This window comes from Paraburkholderia sp. (assembly GCF_049581445.1).
Classification (GTDB): Bacteria; Pseudomonadota; Gammaproteobacteria; order Burkholderiales; family Burkholderiaceae; genus Paraburkholderia.
On the sequence record NZ_JBAURZ010000407.1, the window covers coordinates 1 to 17,285 of the forward strand.

12 protein-coding genes and 2 pseudogenes are annotated in these 17,285 nt (G+C 61.4%); 3 read left to right on the plus strand and 11 right to left on the minus strand.

What is annotated here, in order from left to right:
- The 6 genes and pseudogenes from WCA85_RS35185 to WCA85_RS35210 all read right to left on the minus strand — a co-directional run.
- A pseudogene (locus WCA85_RS35185) lies at positions 1-125 on the minus strand (DUF2760 domain-containing protein); the annotation flags it as partial.
- 560 nt (positions 126-685) lie between these two features.
- Entirely contained in the window at positions 686-3,238 is a 2,553-nt protein-coding gene (locus tag WCA85_RS35190) for an adenosylcobalamin-dependent ribonucleoside-diphosphate reductase (RefSeq protein WP_424070394.1), read from the minus strand.
- A 292-nt stretch (positions 3,239-3,530) separates the two neighbouring features.
- Positions 3,531-3,704, minus strand: a pseudogene (locus tag WCA85_RS35195) (formyltetrahydrofolate deformylase); the annotation flags it as partial.
- A 278-nt stretch (positions 3,705-3,982) separates the two neighbouring features.
- Positions 3,983-4,303 carry a type II toxin-antitoxin system PemK/MazF family toxin gene (locus tag WCA85_RS35200; protein WP_424070396.1) on the minus strand — a complete coding sequence of 107 codons (321 nt, stop codon included), beginning with the start codon at positions 4,301-4,303 and terminating at the stop codon, positions 3,983-3,985.
- Positions 4,297-4,545 (minus strand): AbrB/MazE/SpoVT family DNA-binding domain-containing protein, encoded by a 249-nt coding sequence (locus WCA85_RS35205; RefSeq protein ID WP_424070398.1) that lies wholly within the window; start codon positions 4,543-4,545, stop codon positions 4,297-4,299. The genes WCA85_RS35200 and WCA85_RS35205 overlap by 7 nt, the downstream gene beginning before the upstream one ends.
- Before the next feature lie 331 nt (positions 4,546-4,876).
- A complete protein-coding gene (locus tag WCA85_RS35210; RefSeq protein ID WP_424070400.1) occupies positions 4,877-5,176 on the minus strand; it encodes a DUF3331 domain-containing protein in 300 nt (99 codons plus the stop codon).
- Positions 5,177-5,523: 347 nt separating this feature from the next.
- Between WCA85_RS35210 and WCA85_RS35215 the strand changes: the two genes are divergently transcribed.
- A complete protein-coding gene (locus tag WCA85_RS35215) occupies positions 5,524-6,603 on the plus strand; it encodes an AI-2E family transporter (RefSeq protein ID WP_424070402.1) in 1,080 nt (359 codons plus the stop codon).
- On the opposite strand, the gene WCA85_RS35220 is transcribed toward WCA85_RS35215, so the two are convergent.
- Both WCA85_RS35220 and WCA85_RS35225 read right to left on the minus strand, forming a co-directional pair.
- Positions 6,545-7,477 carry an alpha/beta hydrolase gene (locus WCA85_RS35220; RefSeq protein ID WP_424070404.1) on the minus strand — a complete coding sequence of 311 codons (933 nt, stop codon included), beginning with the start codon at positions 7,475-7,477 and terminating at the stop codon, positions 6,545-6,547. The two genes, WCA85_RS35215 and WCA85_RS35220, sit on opposite strands and share 59 nt — an antisense overlap.
- Before the next feature lie 95 nt (positions 7,478-7,572).
- On the minus strand, positions 7,573-8,688 hold the full coding sequence (locus WCA85_RS35225; protein WP_424070406.1) for an OpgC domain-containing protein: 1,116 nt from the start codon (positions 8,686-8,688) through the stop codon (positions 7,573-7,575).
- 580 nt (positions 8,689-9,268) lie between these two features.
- Here WCA85_RS35225 and WCA85_RS35230 point away from each other — a divergent pair.
- Positions 9,269-10,423 carry a porin gene (locus WCA85_RS35230; protein WP_424070408.1) on the plus strand — a complete coding sequence of 385 codons (1,155 nt, stop codon included), beginning with the start codon at positions 9,269-9,271 and terminating at the stop codon, positions 10,421-10,423.
- An 802-nt stretch (positions 10,424-11,225) separates the two neighbouring features.
- Positions 11,226-12,188 (plus strand): peptidoglycan DD-metalloendopeptidase family protein, encoded by a 963-nt coding sequence (locus WCA85_RS35235; RefSeq protein WP_424070410.1) that lies wholly within the window; start codon positions 11,226-11,228, stop codon positions 12,186-12,188.
- Positions 12,189-12,371: 183 nt separating this feature from the next.
- Here the strand turns inward: WCA85_RS35235 and prpF are convergent, their stop codons facing one another.
- The 3 genes from prpF to WCA85_RS35250 all read right to left on the minus strand — a co-directional run.
- Entirely contained in the window at positions 12,372-13,562 is a 1,191-nt protein-coding gene (gene prpF / locus WCA85_RS35240) for a 2-methylaconitate cis-trans isomerase PrpF (RefSeq protein WP_424070412.1), read from the minus strand.
- Between the two features lie 116 nt (positions 13,563-13,678).
- On the minus strand, positions 13,679-16,276 hold the full coding sequence (gene acnD / locus WCA85_RS35245; RefSeq protein WP_424070414.1) for a Fe/S-dependent 2-methylisocitrate dehydratase AcnD: 2,598 nt from the start codon (positions 16,274-16,276) through the stop codon (positions 13,679-13,681).
- A gap of 377 nt (positions 16,277-16,653) precedes the next feature.
- On the minus strand, positions 16,654-17,285 hold a 632-nt coding region (locus tag WCA85_RS35250), incomplete at its 5' end, for a citrate/2-methylcitrate synthase (protein ID WP_424070415.1).

The window sequence follows — 17,285 nt, forward strand, 5'->3', positions numbered from 1 at the left end:
GCCATAGGTGCGCCCGAGCGCAGGCGCTGGACGCGGGCGGCGAACTCGCCGTCGCCCAGAATGCTGAAGAACGTTCCGACGGCCAGCGAGATCCTGCCGAGGAAAGACACGTTCGAGTCGGTCATAAGAATGGCTCCTGATGGGCTCTGTTAAAGGACGAGCTGTCCTTGGGCAACGCCGGATCAGGCCGGGGTCGCCGCGGGTTGTACGGTTGTGGACACCGATGCGCGAGACGGCAGCATCGTTTGAAAGTGCGGCCCTTGCGGGCACGGCCGTTCTGGGTTCGAAGCGGCCCTGTCCGGTATTTTACCTTTCGGGCGCGTGAGGACTGGCTAAAGGCGGTGATTGGCCGCAAAGAGCTCGGCGGCGTGCATGCTCGGGCACGGATCAAGCAAGTGAGCGGTAACTTATACCGTCAGCACGACCGTTCGAAACGGTCAATCATTCCGGCAAAGAGTCAAGACGGGAAATTCCGAATGAAGTGCTGACAACCTTCGCCGATATCATGGATATGCATTCGGAATTGGCGGGTCACGCGGCGGTCGGCGCCGCAGCTTACACCCGGGCCATGCCAGTGACGGACGCACCCGGTCGCATCTGCTGGCCGGTACCTCATTACGGAGACCGCCTGCGCGGCATGGATATGCGGCAGGCGGGCTTCATCACCTGATAAAGACTGGCACATTCACCCGCACGCACCCACTTCACCACAGGCAGTGCAGAAGTCGCAACCGTCCTTGCGGATTACTGCATTGGCGCCACAGTTGCCGCATTTGCGGCCTAGCATGGTGCGTAGCTGATTGAGATCTGCTGCTTCCACATCACGTTCGTTATGGCTCGCGGGCGCGGTATTGGACTGAGCGTCCAGCGCAGCCGTTTCGTTGATGTGGCCACGCTCGAGACGCGCGAGCATCCTCGATGGCACCTGATTGCCTTCCGCATCCAGAAAGCCACGGCGGTGCAGGATCTGCTGGATCGCGTAAGCAAGCGCCGCCACTTCGGAGTCGTGCCACAGCGGTGAACGATGGCCGTCGAGCCGCTGCACTTCGCCCAGGCGCACCTGACCACGATCCCACGACACCTTGCGCAGATCCTGAAGATTGCGCGCCACGAAGCCGCCGCGCGCCGCCAGCGACAGCGAACGCATTTGCGCCGTGATCCACTGTTGCGACTCGTCGCGCTGACCAACTGGAATGAAGAATTCAATCGGCCGTTCAATTGTCACATCTTCGCCGCCGAGCCGCCCAGTCACTTCCATGAACGACACGGCGACATACAACGACTTCTTGCCCACCTGGGTCAGATATTCGACTTTTTCGATGATAGCCGGCAGTTCGCCCTTGGGACGATGATCGATGGCGATACGTAACGGGTCGAGGTCCGCTTCGGCTAGCGAATCATCCGGTTGCGCGGGTGTCACGCTCAACACTGCGCCTAGCGTTTCGTTGGGACGATAAGTAGCAAGACCCTTGAGGCCGCCTTTCCATGCATCGAAGTAGAGGCTTTCGAACGATTCAAACGGGTAATCCGCTGGGACGTTGACGGTCTTGGAGATTGACGTGTCCACATAAGGCTGTACGGCTGCCATCATATCGAGGTGATCGCGCGCCGACATCGCCAGTGCGCTGACGAAGTAGTCCGGTAACGCGTTGATATCGCCGCCCATTTCGCGGTAGAGGCGATACGCATAGTCCTCCACTGCAAACGACTCGCGGCTGCCGTCCGCCATCACCTTCATGCGTGTATAGGTCCATGAGAAGGCCGGTTCGATGCCGTTCGACGCGTTGTCAGCAAACGCGAGGCTCACCGTGCCGGTGGGCGCAATGGAAAGCAGGTGACTGTTGCGGATACCGTCGCGGCGGATTGCCGCTTTGATATCGTCAGGCAGGCGCGAAGCAAAGGTGCCGTCTTCCAGATAACGTTTCGCATCGAAGAGCGCAAACGCGCCGCGATCGCGCGCCAGTTCGACGGAAGCGCGATACGCTTCGTCGCGCATCAGCCGCGCGATGCGCACCGCGAGTTCGCGCCCCTCGGGGGAGTTGTAGCGCAAGCCCAACATCACGAGCGTATCGCCTAGCCCGGTGAAACCGACACCAATGCGGCGCTTGGCGCGCGACTCATCGAATTGCTCTGGCAGCGGCCACAACGTGACGTCAAGCACGTCGTCGAGAAAACGCACCTGCGTGCGGGTGCTTTGTGCGAGCGCGTCCCAATCGAATGAGGGCGTGCCGCCCTTCATTTGCGTGAACGGGTCCCGTACGAAGCGCGTGAGATTGAGCGGCCCGAGGTTGCAGCAGCCGTACGCAGGAAGCGGCTGTTCGCCGCAAGGATTGGTGGCGCGGATGGTTTCGAGCGCGCGGAGGTTGTTGTCTTCGTTCATGCGCGAGATGAACACCACGCCGGGCTCGGCCACGTCATACGTGGAGCGCATGATGCGGTCCCAGATCGCCCGGGCCGGCTTTTCGCTGTACACCCACAGCCCGTCTTCACGCTGCTGCATGTCATTGGCGGCGCGCATGGCCGGCGAGGGCTCAGCACGGTGCACCAGTTGCCACGGCTGATTCTGTTCTACCGCTCGCATGAACTCATCCGTGACGGCGACCGACACGTTGAAGTTGTTCCAGCGTCCTTTCGAATGCTTGGCTTCGATGAATTCGAGCAGGTCGGGGTGATCGCAGTCGAGCACGGCCATCTGCGCACCTCGCCGCGAGCCTGCGCTTTCGACCGTGCGGCATGATGCGTCGAACACGTCCATATAGCTGCAAGGCCCGGACGCGGACGAACTGGTGGTGTGCACGCGCGCACCTTTGGGGCGGATCGCGGAGAAGTTATAACCGACGCCGCCGCCACGGCGCATGGTTTCCGCGGCCTGAAGTAGCGCGACGTAGATGCCGGGCAGCCCTTGTTCATCGACGCCCTGGATGCTGTCGCCCACCGGTTGCACGAAACAGTTGATCAAGGTTGCGGCGATGCCCGAACCGGCCGCGCTCATGATACGACCCGCGCCGAGCGCACCGTGTTGCAGGTTCTCGACGAAGCGTGCTTCAACGGACTCGCGCAGCGCTTCGGGTTCGGCCATCGCGACGCCACGTGCGACCCGGCGATAGACGTCGTCCGCGCTTCGCTCGTCGCCTTTCGCGTACTTTTCGAGCAGAACGTCGAGGGAGAATTGTTGCGGTGCAACCAGCGGCTTCGGTGCGGCGCGGTTGTCACGGGTTTCAATGCTGTCGTCTGCCATAGTCCAGCCTTTACTGGCGCTGCGGGCGGCGCGGCGCGATGGTGGAAAGCAGGCACTTTAGCGGGATGTCGATCACTCCCCTGAGACCTGCCGCAATGAACTCACCATAACGCACGTGGACTCGCGCCGCAACGCGTGGATGGCGTCAGCAGGGGTATCGATGAGAGACGCGGCGCAGACGCAAGGTCAGGTAGTAGTGCGTAGGAGTTGCGGTCATCACCTCGCTGTATGTCACACGAACGCGCGAATGGTGACACGCCCCTCGCCTGAAGGATAGACCTTCCGCGAAACTCTACAACACCACAGTCCGATCCCCGTTGATAAACACTCTCGGCTCGATAAACGCCTGAACCGCTCGCGCGAGCGTGATGCACTCTACATCTCGCCCAACCGCGAGCAGACGTTCAGGTCCATAAGAATGGTCGACCCGTTCGACGACCCGTTCGATGATCGGCCCTTCGTACAAGAGGGAAACCCGTGTCACGCCAGGAAACCGGTCGCAGCGTGCGCGGGAATGCTCAAGTAAATCAGGCCAGATTGACCGCGAATAGAATCGAAACGCCGTGATGCTGGTATCGGCGCGTCAGCGCCGCGTGGTGCATAGACCGATTCAAACGGAAACGCAGTCTCAATACCAATGCGGATCAGACATGTTCGGGTCCATGCTGCGTTGAGCCGGATACGGCATTCGGTGCCCACGAAGATCGCCCGATCGACACGCTGCCCTTTAATGGTTTTTTTGTTTCATTCAGCGAACACTTCCTGCAACGTTCTCAGGGTGTCCAACAAGGCATTAGCGGAGACCGAACCCTCTTTCTTGACCAACCGTACCTTATCCACGGTGCGGATTTGGTCCAGCAGAATCAATCCTTGCTTTCGCTTGAAAGTCACCGGCACACGGAAGGGCGCGGGGCGAGCTTTTGAGGTCATCGGGGCGACAATGACAGTGCGAAGGTGATCGTGCAGTTCGGGCGGAGACACCACAACGCAGGGGCGCGTCTTTTGAGTTTCACTGCCTGAAGTCGAATCGAGCGCGACCAGCCAAACCTCACCGCGGACTACCACGTCGACTCCGCGTCATCCGCATTGCCGAATTCGCCCATCACCAGCGCGTCGTCATCCGCTTCCGCCAGGCCTTTGCTTGCAGCAGCCCAGCCTTCGCGCACCGTCTTTCGAGGCCGTCGAATCACCAGCGCGTCGTTCTCGACTTCCATTTCTACCTCATCTTCTAAACCAAGTTGAGCAAGTATCGGCTTGGGGATCAACACCCCCTGCGAATTGCCCATTCTGCGAATCGTCGTCTTCATGATGCGCCGTATATACAATGTTATGCCTCGCTGTGTGCGAGGTAAATACAATGTTATTACATTTTTCTGCGCATGTGAATCACTATTGGAACCCGCAGACCGCGATATCTACAGTCGGTATGCTGCCGCTTTCGCGCAGCGGTTGCCGCTGGCGTACGCGGGGAGAACGAGGCGTGGGTTGGGCGACGGGCTGGTGCACGGATGCTGCCGCGCGCTGGCGGACAGCCCCGGCGTGCAATGTTTGCACGATGTCGTATGTCGTTGTCTGCGTGCTAGCGGCTGCGAACCGTGTGAACGACTCCGCCTGTTTGTCGCCGATTACTGCCGCCGCCTACGCAGCTTTCAATTCCTCAACGATGCTGCAAAGTGTTTCCACCGAAATCATCGCAGCAGCGTTCGACGGCGCCGGACGCTCGGCCGGCTTGAACACGGCGTCGCCGCGACGGATCTTGCGGCGGGAGACGGCGCAGGTGCCCGACGTATGCGCCGAGCGGCGGCGCCAGCGTTGCTCGCCGTAATGACAGCGCCCCGGTTCGACCCAACGGATCACCAGCGTGGTGTCGGAGCGCTCGAGAATCTCAATGCGTACGCCATTGACACCGTCAAGGGGGAAGGACTCTATGGTCTTCATCGTCGGCTCCGTATATGTGGAGTGCCGAATGTATTCCTGCGCGCGCCGGAGAGCCATTGTGTGCCAGTTGAAACAGTGTTCTCGAATTAGCAACAATCCCACTTGACTTTACTGGTCGTACCAAACGACGGGGCTTTGCGGAAGATTGGCGGCTGCTTTTGCTATAGGATGAATTTTTGCAACGCAGTGTTGTTCACAGCGCGACGGGCCGGGGCGGCCGGTAAAGCGCTCGAAGCAGGGGCGGGGGCGCTTCCTTTAAGATGTGAACATTGAGCGGCCAGCCGGGGGTTAGTGTACCGGCTTTGAGTTTTTCGGGGCGGCAAGCTCACATCATCTAATGAGGTCATATGGTCACACGGCCACCCGCAACTTCACCCGAACCTGATCAGCCGCAGCGCCAGAAAATCCAGCAGGCGGCGACTGTCGCTTTGTATGCCGCGCTGATGCTGCTGGCTCTGTGGGTCATTCGCGACTTCCTTGCGGCTGTCGCCTGGGCGGTGGTGATTGCCATTGCGTTGTGGCCGGTGTTACGGAAAGTCGAAAGCCGCGGCTTGTTACGGGGGCGCACGACGCTCATCGCGGTGTTTCTGACGCTGGCGATTGCACTCCTTATCGTTTTGCCGGTCGCACTCGGCATCGGTCAGGCGAGCCATGAAGCGCACGATCTGCTCGAATTGTTCAAGTCCGTGCAGGAAAACGGCATCGCCATGCCGGATGTCGTTCATCGTCTGCCGTTCGGCTCGCAGCAGATCACGGACTGGTGGCAGGCCAACCTGGGCCAGCCGTTACGCCAGTCGCCCGCCATGAAGAGCCTGCATGGCGCCGCAGTGGTCACGTTGGGGCGCCACTTCGGTGCCCGCGCGGTGCATGGCTTGGCGGTGTTCGGCTTCATGCTCGTCACGGTTTTCGTGATCTTTCAAGCGGGGTCGCGCCTGTCCGGTTCGCTGTTCAAAGGCGCGGAGCGCACCTTTGGCAGCAATGGCGCACGGTTGCTCGAACGCATGGTCGCGGCCGTGCGCGGTACGGTGGCGGGGCTGGTGGTCGTGGGCATCGGCGAGGGCGTGCTGCTCGGGTTCGCCTATCTGGTAACAGGTGTCCCGCATGCTGCACTGCTGGCTTTCGTCACGGCGGTTGCCGCCATGCTGCCGTTTTGCGCGCCAATCGCCTTCTGCGGCGCGGCCTTATGGCTGTTCGCGCAGGGCTCGGCGGGGTGGGCGATCGGCTTGGCGGTGTTTGGTTTTGTCATTGTTTTCATCGCCGAGCATTTTGTGCGGCCGGTCATCATTGGCAATTCGACGCGCTTGCCATTCCTGCTGGTGCTGTTCGGGATTCTGGGCGGCGCGGAGACCTTCGGACTGATTGGTCTTTTTATCGGCCCCGCGCTGATGACGGTTCTGATGGTGATGTGGAAGGATTGGGTGCGGTAGGGGCGGAGGGGCTCTCCTGCGTCGACCCCGCGCAGCCGAGCGTGTATTTAAGCGCGTCGGGCAGCAATGCGCTCCAGACCGCCCAGGTGTGGCCGCCGTCGATGATACGCAGCGCCGCTGGATTGCCCGCCAGCCTCAGATTGGTATAGAGCGTGGACGCGTCGGCCTGGATCGCGAGGTCGTCGTCGCCCGCGCCGATGAACATCGGCAGCCGGTATGGGCCGTTGATGTAGCGGGTCCATTGCGCCGGATAGTTCAGCGCGTGCCAGACGCGCAGATCGAACTGGCGGTCGCCAAATACCCCCACGTGACGCGCCGCCGAGGTCAATGGCGGTTCTTCAGGGTAGATCGCGGGACTGAGCAGCAGCGCGCCGCAGAACTGGTCCGGACGTGTCATTGCATAGCGCAGCGCCCCGAATCCGCCCATCGAAACGCCCCCGATCATCCGGCCGGCACGTTGATCGGCGACCGCATAATGCGCCTCCACTTCGGGCATCAGGTCCTCGAAGAACGCCGTCTCCATCTTTTCCTTACGGTCGACGTACCAGTCGGTTCCGCCTTGCGGCATCACGATGACGACAGGCGGGATGTCCTTGTGTTCGATCAACGTGTCAACGGTGGTTTGCAGATGACCCTGGATGATCCAGTCGTTGGCGTTGCCGTTATTACCATGCAGCAGATAGAGCACTGGGTAGCGCGCGCCGTTCGCGTGATATCCGGTAGGCAGGTAGATCGTGTAGGCCCAGTCGCGCCCGAGCGCGTTCGCGTGAAGGCTGCGGCTCACTACCGTGCCGGCCAGCACAGATGCCTGCGCGGCGAGGGCTGCGGCGAGGAAGCACAACGAGAGTGACGCGGAAAGCCAGAATCTGCGCATAGGTAAGGAAACAGGGTGGCTCGTGGAGTGCAATGTGCCAGCGGCTTCAGCTAGCAAAACGCGCCGGCCGGATGAACCGGCTCGCACCGGCGATCCTAATTCGCCGCGCCGCGTGTGCTGGCGGCCCGCGCGCGAAACCTGACGACGCGCTTGAGCGGCTCAGCCGCCCAGGCAACGAGGACAAGCGTGCCGATCGCAATGGCGTCTGCCAGCAAGCCGAGCGGGACATCGAGGTAGCCGTCGGTGGCGGTGTAAAGCAGCGAATCGACGACCAGCGAGATGACCGCGCCCGCGACAAAGCACAGCAACCCCTTCCGCCCGACCATGCCCACCCACGGCAGCCACCGCGCGAGCTTCTTCGCCCAGCCCAGACGAATCAGGTTGGCAACCAGCCACGCTATGGCGAGGAAGTTGACCGCCCGCAGCCACGACAAATTCTGCTTGAACCCGGGATCGAGCGGTTCGTGTCCGCCGGATAGTTTGAACCAGGCGCCGCCAGCCATGACCGCAAGTGCCAGTGCGTTGACCAGCCAGCCAACGCGATGCGCGCTGATCTTCTGATAGACCGGCTGGCACTGCGCGATCACGCCCAGCACGAACAGCAACTGCCACGCGAGCGGATTGAAATTCCATTGGGTGTCTTCAATGGCAGGCAAATTCCCGGCGAACTGCGCCGCAACGGCCCACAGCGCGAGGCTGCCGGCCAGCAACCACACCGGGCGGCGGCGTGCCAGCGGCAGGATCAGCGGTACACAGAGCGCGAAGAACGCATACATGGGCAGCACCGAAGCCAGATAAGGCTGGCGGCGCAACAACAGGATGTCACGCAGGGCGACCAGCGGCGCGTCGAGCAGGTCGTCCAGATCCGTCACGGTGAGATTCGGCGCGTCGATACTGAAGGCGATCAGAACGGCGCTCACCAGCAGCATCAACCCTGCGGTGATGAGAAAGGCCCGGTAGATTTCTAGTGCACGGCGCAGAAAGCGTTGCCGGGCGATCGCCTCGGTGCGGCGCTCGGCGAGCGCGGCGTAAGCGGTGGCGGTCGCGAAGCCGCCGAGGAACACGAAGACCTCCGCCGCATCGCACATCGCGTAAGCGTGCAGCGTGAGACGCGACAGAATGCTGCCGCCGATGTGATCCACGACGATGATCAGCAAAACCAGGCCTCGAAAAAAATCGAGTTCGAGCACACGGAAAGATGACTTTTGCATTGAGTACGGCAAAAAACAACCCTGTGCGAACACGAGGGCGGTGAGCGCCACGCGCGGGCAGAGGGCCTGAAAGAGGGAACCGGGCGCGGCGCGCCGGCCAATACCGGCGGCACGCTGCCACATGAGTCAGACTCGCCCGGGCGAGAGGTCGGATGCATGGCGCATCAAACCAGATCGGCTGCGGAATACTGTGTTTGACGGACCCGGCGAGCTTGCTTTCGAAAACATTGCATCATATTACGAATCGGAGCGAGTGGCGGTGGCTGCCCGATTTTGGCGGACCCGCGGGGGGATTGTCTGATCCAATTCCCTTTGGCGCGGCCCCAACTCATGGGGTAGAAGAGCGAATCGACCCCAAGCTCCAACTGTCGGAATGTGCAATCCCGATTTTTCTCACGTTGATATTTAGCAACGCTTTGCCCCCGCTTAACTTGTCCCGATGGACGGCCTACTATCGGTGTGCAAGCATCATTTCCATGACCGGTAAACGCGCAAAGTGAAGTCGCTGCTGAAAATAAAAGAAGAGGTTTCTCAAAGTTGGCTGTGTGCTGGCTGATGGCTAGAGAGTCGGGAGAGCTTCATGAAAAAGAAAATGATCGCGCTAGCGTTGTCCGCTGTCTTTGCCGTGCCTGCGTTAGCGCAAAGCAGCATCACGTTGTACGGGGTAATCGACGAGGGCGTTAACTACACGAACAACGCGGGAGATAAATCGGCCTATCAGTTGGAGAGCGGCTACGCGCAAGGCAGTCGCTGGGGGCTGAAGGGATCGGAAGATCTGGGCAGCGGTCTGAAGGCGATTTTCGACCTCGAGAACGGCTTTGACGTGAACAGCGGCGCGCTCGGGCAAGGCGGCCGTATGTTCGGCCGCCAGGCATGGGTCGGGCTGACGGCGTCCAACTACGGCACGATCACATTCGGGCGGCAGTACGATTCAGTGGTCGACTACCTGGCGCAGGCCACGGCAAACGGTAACTGGGGTGGATATCTGCTCTCGCACCCCTACGACAACGACAACACCGACAACTCGTTCCGCGTCAACAACACCGTCAAATACGCGAGTCCGGAATTCGCCGGGCTTCAGTTCGGCGGCACCTACAGTTTCAGCAATGACATCGGCTTCGCGAACAACCGTCAGTACAGCCTGGGCGGCCAGTACACGAACGGTGGGCTGCTGGTGGTCGCGTCATACCTGCAGGCCACCAATCCCGGGCTGACCACAGGGGGGGCAATCGCTACCGACGACGCGAACTTCGCCTCGGAAAGCCTGCGCATTTATGGTGGCGGCCTGAACTACACGTTCGGCGCGACGACGGTTGGCTTTGTCTACACCAATACGAATGTCGGAGAGCCGTCGGCGACCGATACCTCGGTCTACGTGGGGACGATTACCGCGCCTAACGGTGGAACCATCACCGCGATCAAGTTCCAGAACTTCGAGGTGAACGGCAAATACCAGCTCACGCCGGCATTCTTCGTTGGCGCGCAGTACGTGTACACGGAGGGCACCATGGACGCGACCTCCGGCAACGAGAACCCGAAGTACCACACGTTCGGGCTGATGGCTGACTACAACCTCTCCAAGCGCACTGACTTCTACTTCCAGGCGGCGTATCAGAAGGTGGCGGGCGACAAGACCGACACCATCCTGGATGACGCCTATATCCCAGGCGCGGCCGGGGTGTCCTCGACGGCAAACCAGTTTGCCATTCGCGCGGCAATCCGGCATAAGTTCTAAGCGAGGGCCGCTTCGATCACGGCTATGCCGTGGGCGTAAAACCGCTCGCACCGCATCACACGCCCGGTGGGCAAATGGTGGCGCTTATTATTCAGTCATCCATATCAGTTTACCGGATTATGTCCAACGAATCATGAGCCCACGTTGTCGTTCCCGTTCAAGATGCTTTTTGCCGTGCGTTTCTGGAACAGGCTGTTCCTGAAGGACGCGTTGCCGGACGCATCGAAGGGGCTAGCCCACATGGGGACTTCCTGCGGGGCGACGGAGGCCTGGCGCCGTTGACGCTATCTGGCAAACGCATTCGGCCACTGCTCGGAGTGCCACACGCCGCTCCTCGCTGCCCCATGCGCGCATTCAAGTTGTTGGGCCGACTTGCCGTTAAAGGTGACGTTACCGGACGTTCGTCGAGAGCGTCATGGTTGACGTAAGCGCGCTGTTTGTCGCGCTGCGTCGCCGGTGTTGGACTGGCCGTGTGCACAGACGGGTCATCGACGCGGAGCACAACGTGCCTCTCTAACACGGTCTGGAAAGAGTTGTATCAGAGTGTGCAGTCAGATCGATTTCTGTCTGACTCATCTTACAATTCCGCTTGAATTTTAATCAACCAACCCAACCGCTTTTAAAAGAAAACGCTTTATTTTCAAGGTGTTTTTGATGAGGCGCCGGGGGCAAGGCAGGGCCAGGTGAGCGCCGCTAGAGGTGGCTTGTCGTGTCGCAAAATCGCAGCGCTTCGGATGAATGCGCGCATTGCAGGCGACGCGGGACTCTCCGGGTCCGCCCATGAACAAGGCAGAGGTCGAACATGTCAAGAGGTCGTTTCGACAGAACAAGGATGGCCGGTGTAGCAGGCGTCTGGGTCGCAATGGCAATGAGCGGCTGCGTGAATGTGGCGCAGCAGGGTACGCAGGCGGGTTTGCCTGCTTCGGGGGTGGCAGTCGCATCGGCTCCAGTTGGGGCGGCTTCGGCCTCAGCTTCGGCTACAACAGCGGCGGCTGGGCCGCAGGCGTCACTGGAAGGTAAGGCGCTCGCGTTGAAGAAGGGGCCGCCACTGACCTATCGCGTCAAGCGCGGCGATACGCTTGCCCGCATTGCGCAGCATCATGGGTGCACGGTCAAGGAACTGATCGCCTGGAACAGGCTAAAGCCTTCCGCGCGACTCAAGCGTGGAGAGGTGCTGAAGGTCGCGTCGCCGGAAGCGGTGCGTGAGGCGAATGCCGCGGCAGCGGCGGCGAAGGCGGCTGCCGCGTCGGCGGTGCCTGGTTCATCGGCAACGACTGTCGTTTCAGGCACGGTCGCCGCGCCGGGTTCCCCAACACAGGCAGGGGCGACGACCGCTCAGCCTGACGCGGCACAGACGCGTCAGGTGGATGCCGAGATGGCGCGTCATGCAAAGACTGTTGCGCTCGCATGGCCGGCTCAGGGCAGTGTGGTTGGGGGCTTCCAGGCGGGTGAGACACGCGGTATCGAGATCGGCGGCAAGCCGGGCGATCCGGTTCGCGCGGCTGCGGACGGCAAGGTCATGTATGCAGGCACCGGACTCAACGAGTACGGCAGTCTGATCATCGTCCAGCACAACAAGGACTTTCTCACGGCGTATTCGCACAATCGCAAGCTGCTGGTGAAGACGGGCGACATCGTGCGGCAAGGGCAGGAGATTGCTGAGATGGGCGACGAGAATAATTCGCGCGTTTCAGTGCTGTTCGAACTGCGCCACGATGGCAAGCCGATTGATCCGATGCCGTTTCTGCCGGCCAAGCAGGGGTGACGTTGCGGGGTGCAGCGAGGGTGATGCAGCACACAGTCTGATGGCGCGGCAGTGCGCGCCGGATGAGCACGTGCATGCGCAAGCAGCGCGCCGGGCGTGGGAACGCTGCCGGCCAACGGGGCGGGTGATTAGCTCACCTGCGCCGTTGTCACCGCTCGTGCTTACCGGCCAGCTATGTACCGGTCAAAATGTATCGCCCGGCACGCGTATCCATCCTTCCATCAGCACGCGGGCGCTACGGCTCATGATGGCCTTCTTCACGACCCATTCGCCGTCGACCTGGCTCGCCTGCGCGCCGACCCGCAGTGTGCCGGACGGATGGCCGAAGCGTACCGCTTCGCGTTCGCCGCCACCCGCGGCGAGATTGACCAGCGTGCCCGGAATCGCGGCAGCCGTACCGATGGCCACCGCCGCCGTGCCCATCATCGCGTGATGCAGCTTGCCCATGGACATCGCGCGCACCAGCAAATCGGCGTCGCCCGCGCTCACTTGCTTGCCACTCGACGCAGCATAAGCCGCCGGTTTCGCGACGAAGGCGACCTTCGGCGTGTGCTGGCGGGTAGCGATTTCATCGAGGTGTTTGATGAGCCCCATACGCAGCGCGCCGTGGGCGCGAATCGTCTCGAACTTCTCGAGCGCCTTGACGTCACTGTTGATGGCGTCCTGCAACTCGGTGCCCGTGTAGCCGATTTCTTCCGCGTTCACGAAGATCGTCGGAATGCCGGCGTTGATCATGGTTGCCTTGAGCGTGCCAATACCGGGCACCTCCAGGTCGTCGACCAGATGGCCGGTCGGGAACATCGCGCCGCCTGCGCCTTCTTCTTCCGCAGCCGGGTCCATGAATTCGAGCCGCACTTCCGCAGCAGGAAAGGTCACGCCGTCGAGTTCGAAGTCGCCGGTTTCCTGCACGGCGCCGTCGGTGATGGGCACGTGGCCAATGATCGTCTTGCCAATATTGGCCTGCCAGATTCGCACGGTGGCGACGCCGTTATGCGGAATCCGGCTTGAGTCGACGAGGCCCGCGCTGATCGCGAACGGGCCCACCGCAGCGGAGAGATTGCCACAGTTGCCGCTCCAGTCGACGAAGGCCTTGTCGATGGACACCTGGCCAAACAGATAGTCGACGTCGTGATCCGGCTTGCTGCTCCTGGCGATGATCACGGTCTTACTGGTGCTCGATGTGGCGCCACCCATGCCGTCGATCTGTTTGCCATACGGGTCGGGGCTGCCGATCACGCGCAGCAGCAGCGCATCGCGCGCAGGGCCAGGCACTTGCGTGGCCTCGGGCAAATCCTGCAGACGGAAGAACACGCCCTTGCTGGTGCCGCCGCGCATGTAGGTCGCGGGAATCTTGATCTGGGGTACGTGAGCCATTGCGTAGTTGTCCTGTTAAGACGCGAGCGGCGCATCGCCGTGCCGCCCGCGTAGCAAACCGCTTGACGCGCGATGCTGCCGCGCGTCGTGATTCAGTTCTTCTGGTTCACTCGGACTCAAGCCGCTGCTTTGGTCGATTCGAGAAAATCCTGCGCGAACCGTTGCAGCACGCCACCCGCTTCGTAGATCGACACCTCTTCAGCCGTATCGAGCCGGCAGGTCACGGGCACCTCCACGCGCTCGCCATTGCGGCGATTTATCACCAGCGTGAGATCAGCGCGCGGCGTGCGCTCGCCGATCACATCGAAGGTCTCGGTGCCGTCGATGCCAAGCGTCAGACGGTTCACGCCCGGCTTGAACTCCAGTGGCAACACGCCCATGCCAACGAGGTTGGTGCGGTGGATGCGCTCAAAGCCCTCAGCCACAATCGCCTCTGCGCCGGCGAGACGCACGCCCTTGGCAGCCCAGTCGCGCGACGACCCCTGACCGTAGTCGGCCCCCGCAATCACGATCAGCGGCTGCTTGCGCGCCATGTAGGTTTCGATGGCTTCCCACATGCGAGTGACCTTGCCCTCCGGCTCGATGCGTGCGAGCGATCCCGCTTTCACGTTGCCGTCTTCGAGCACCATTTCGTTCTTCAACGTCGGGTTGGCGAAGGTGGCGCGCTGCGCGGTGAGGTGGTCGCCACGGTGGGTCGCATACGAGTTGAAGTCTTCCTCCGGCAAGCCCATCTTCGCGAGGTACTCGCCGGATGCGCTGTCGGGCAGGATCGCATTTGAGGGCGAGAGGTGGTCAGTGGTGATGTTGTCGCCCAGCACCGCCAGCGGGCGCATGCCCTGCAGTGTGCGCGCGCCGGCCAGCGCACCTTCCCAATACGGCGGGCGACGGATGTAGGTGCTCATCTCGCGCCAGTCGTACAGCGGATCGGCGCTTTCGCCGGTGTCGGCCGTCACCGCGAACATCGGCTCATAGACCTTGCGGAACTGCTCCGGTTTTACGCTTGAGGCGACGATGGCGTCGATTTCCTGATCCGACGGCCAGATGTCCTTCAGCATGATCGGCTTGCCGTCGGCGTCCATACCAAGCACGTCCTTTTCGATGTCGAAACGGATCGTACCGGCAATTGCATACGCGACGACCAGCGGCGGCGAGGCAAGAAACGCCTGCTTGGCATACGGGTGAATGCGTCCGTCGAAGTTGCGGTTACCGGACAGCACGGCGGTGGCGTACAGATCGCGCTCGGTGATCTCCTTCTGGATCACGGGATCGAGCGCGCCGGACATGCCGTTGCACGACGTACAGGCATACGCGACCACACCGAACCCCAACTGCTCCAGTTCTGGCAACAATGTGGCCTCTTCCAGATACAGTGTGACGGCTTTCGACCCCGGTGCGAGCGAGCTCTTCACCCAAGGTTTGCGCGTCAGTCCGCGCTGATTGGCATTGCGCGCCAGCAGGCCGGCCGCGATCATGTTGCGCGGGTTATTGGTGTTGGTGCAGCTAGTGATGGCCGCGATAATGACGGCGCCGTCCGGCATCAAACCGGGTTCGTTCTCCACCTTGCCGCTGATGCCGCGCGCGGCCAGTTCGGAGACCGGCAAACGGCGGTGCGGATTCGACGGGCCGGCGAGCGTGCGTACGACCGTCGACAGATCGAACTTCAGCACGCGCTCATATTCCGCGCGCTTCAGGCTTTCGCCCCACAGGCCGGTTTCCTTCGCATAGGTCTCGACCAGTTTCACGAGTTCGTCGTCGCGTCCGGTGAGTTTCAGATACTTGATGGTCTGCTCGTCGATATAGAACATCGCGGCCGTGGCGCCAAATTCAGGCGCCATATTGGCAATCGTCGCACGATCGCCCAGAGTCAGATTGGCCGTGCCTGCGCCGTAAAACTCCAGGTAAGCGCCGACCACTTTCTCCTTGCGCAGGAATTCCGTGAGCGATAGCACCACGTCAGTGGCCGTAATGCCTTCAGCGGGCTTGCCGCTGAGTTCGACTCCGACAATATCCGGCAGACGCATATAAGACGCGCGCCCAAGCATCACGCTTTCGGCTTCGAGTCCACCCACGCCAATTGCGATCACGCCAAGCGCGTCCACCATCGGCGTGTGCGAGTCGGTGCCCACCAGCGTATCGGGGAAAGCGACGCCGTCTTTCACCTGCACGACCGGGCTCATGCGTTCGAGATTGATCTGATGCAGGATGCCGTTGCCCGGCGGAATCACATCGACGTTCTTGAAGGCCTTCTTGGTCCAGTTGATGAAATCGAAACGGTCTTCGTTGCGGCGATCTTCAATGGCGCGGTTCTTGTTGAACGCATCGGGATCGAAACCGCCGCACTCGACCGCGAGCGAGTGATCTACCACCAGTTGGGTCGGCACAACAGGGTTGACCATCGCGGGATCGCCGCCTTGGGCGGCGATCGCGTCGCGCAGTCCGGCCAGATCGACGAGGGCGGTTTGCCCGAGAATGTCGTGACATACGACACGCGCCGGAAACCACGGAAAATCCAGTTCGCGTTTGCGCTCGATGATCTGCTTGAGCGAGGCGACAAGCGAGACCGGATCGCAGCGCCGCACGAGGTTTTCGGCCAGCACGCGTGAGGTGTACGGGAGTTTGTCATAGGCGCCTGGCTGGATGGCCTCGACCGCAGCGCGCGTGTCGAAGTAATCCAGCTTGGTGCCAGGCAGGGGCTTGCGATTTGCAGTGTTCATGGCGTAGGGACAAACAATGTAGTGATCTGGGGAGCGGGCTGCGTGATCAGTTCCCATCGTTCAGGCAGCATGGGGCGGGCGGCTTGGGTTTGAGGTCACTCTGTATGGAAGGATTTTATCCGCATCGGGCAACCCCTTGGCAATAGACCGGATGGCCAGCCATGTCACGCAATTCCACCCCTCACGGGAGCTATGCCGTGTGCAGTGCAACAAGCCGTGGAATAAAAACGGTCTTGACTCGTTGCCGAGGGCAGATTCGGGCGAGTCAAGACTCAATTTCATCGCAGCGCTCTCTTTGCCGACGATGGCCTAGCCCGCGCTTCAGGCATCACGTGCCGAATGCGCGGCAAGGACCAACGTCAGGAGTAAAGCGAAAACTAGGCGCGTTTCGCCAGCGGCACAAACTTCAGATCGTCCGGACCGGTGTAATTCGCACTCGGCCGGATGATCTTGTTGTCGATGCGTTGCTCGATGATGTGCGCGCTCCAGCCTGCCGTGCGGGCAATCACAAAGACCGGCGTGAACATCGCCGTGGGCACGCCCATCATGTGATACGACACCGAGCTGAACCAGTCCAGGTTCGGGAACATCTTCTTCGCGTCTCCCATCACCGTTTCGAGTCGCTCGGCGATGTCGAAAAGCTTGGTGCTGCCGGCTTCCTTCGACAACTTCTTCGCCACATCCTTGATCACCTTGTTACGCGGGTCGGAGATCGTGTACACCGGATGGCCGAAGCCGATCACCACTTCCTTGTTCTCGACGCGGCGGCGGATGTCGGCTTCCGCTTCGTCCGGGTTCTGGTAGCGCGACTGGATTTCAAACGCCACTTCGTTGGCACCGCCGTGCTTCGGGCCGCGCAGCGCGCCAATGGCGCCGGTTAGCGCCGAATACATGTCCGAACCCGTACCGGCGATCACGCGGCCGGTGAAGGTCGACGCGTTGAATTCGTGTTCCGCGTACAGGTTCAGCGACGTATGCATCGCCTCGACCCACGACTTCGACGGCTCGA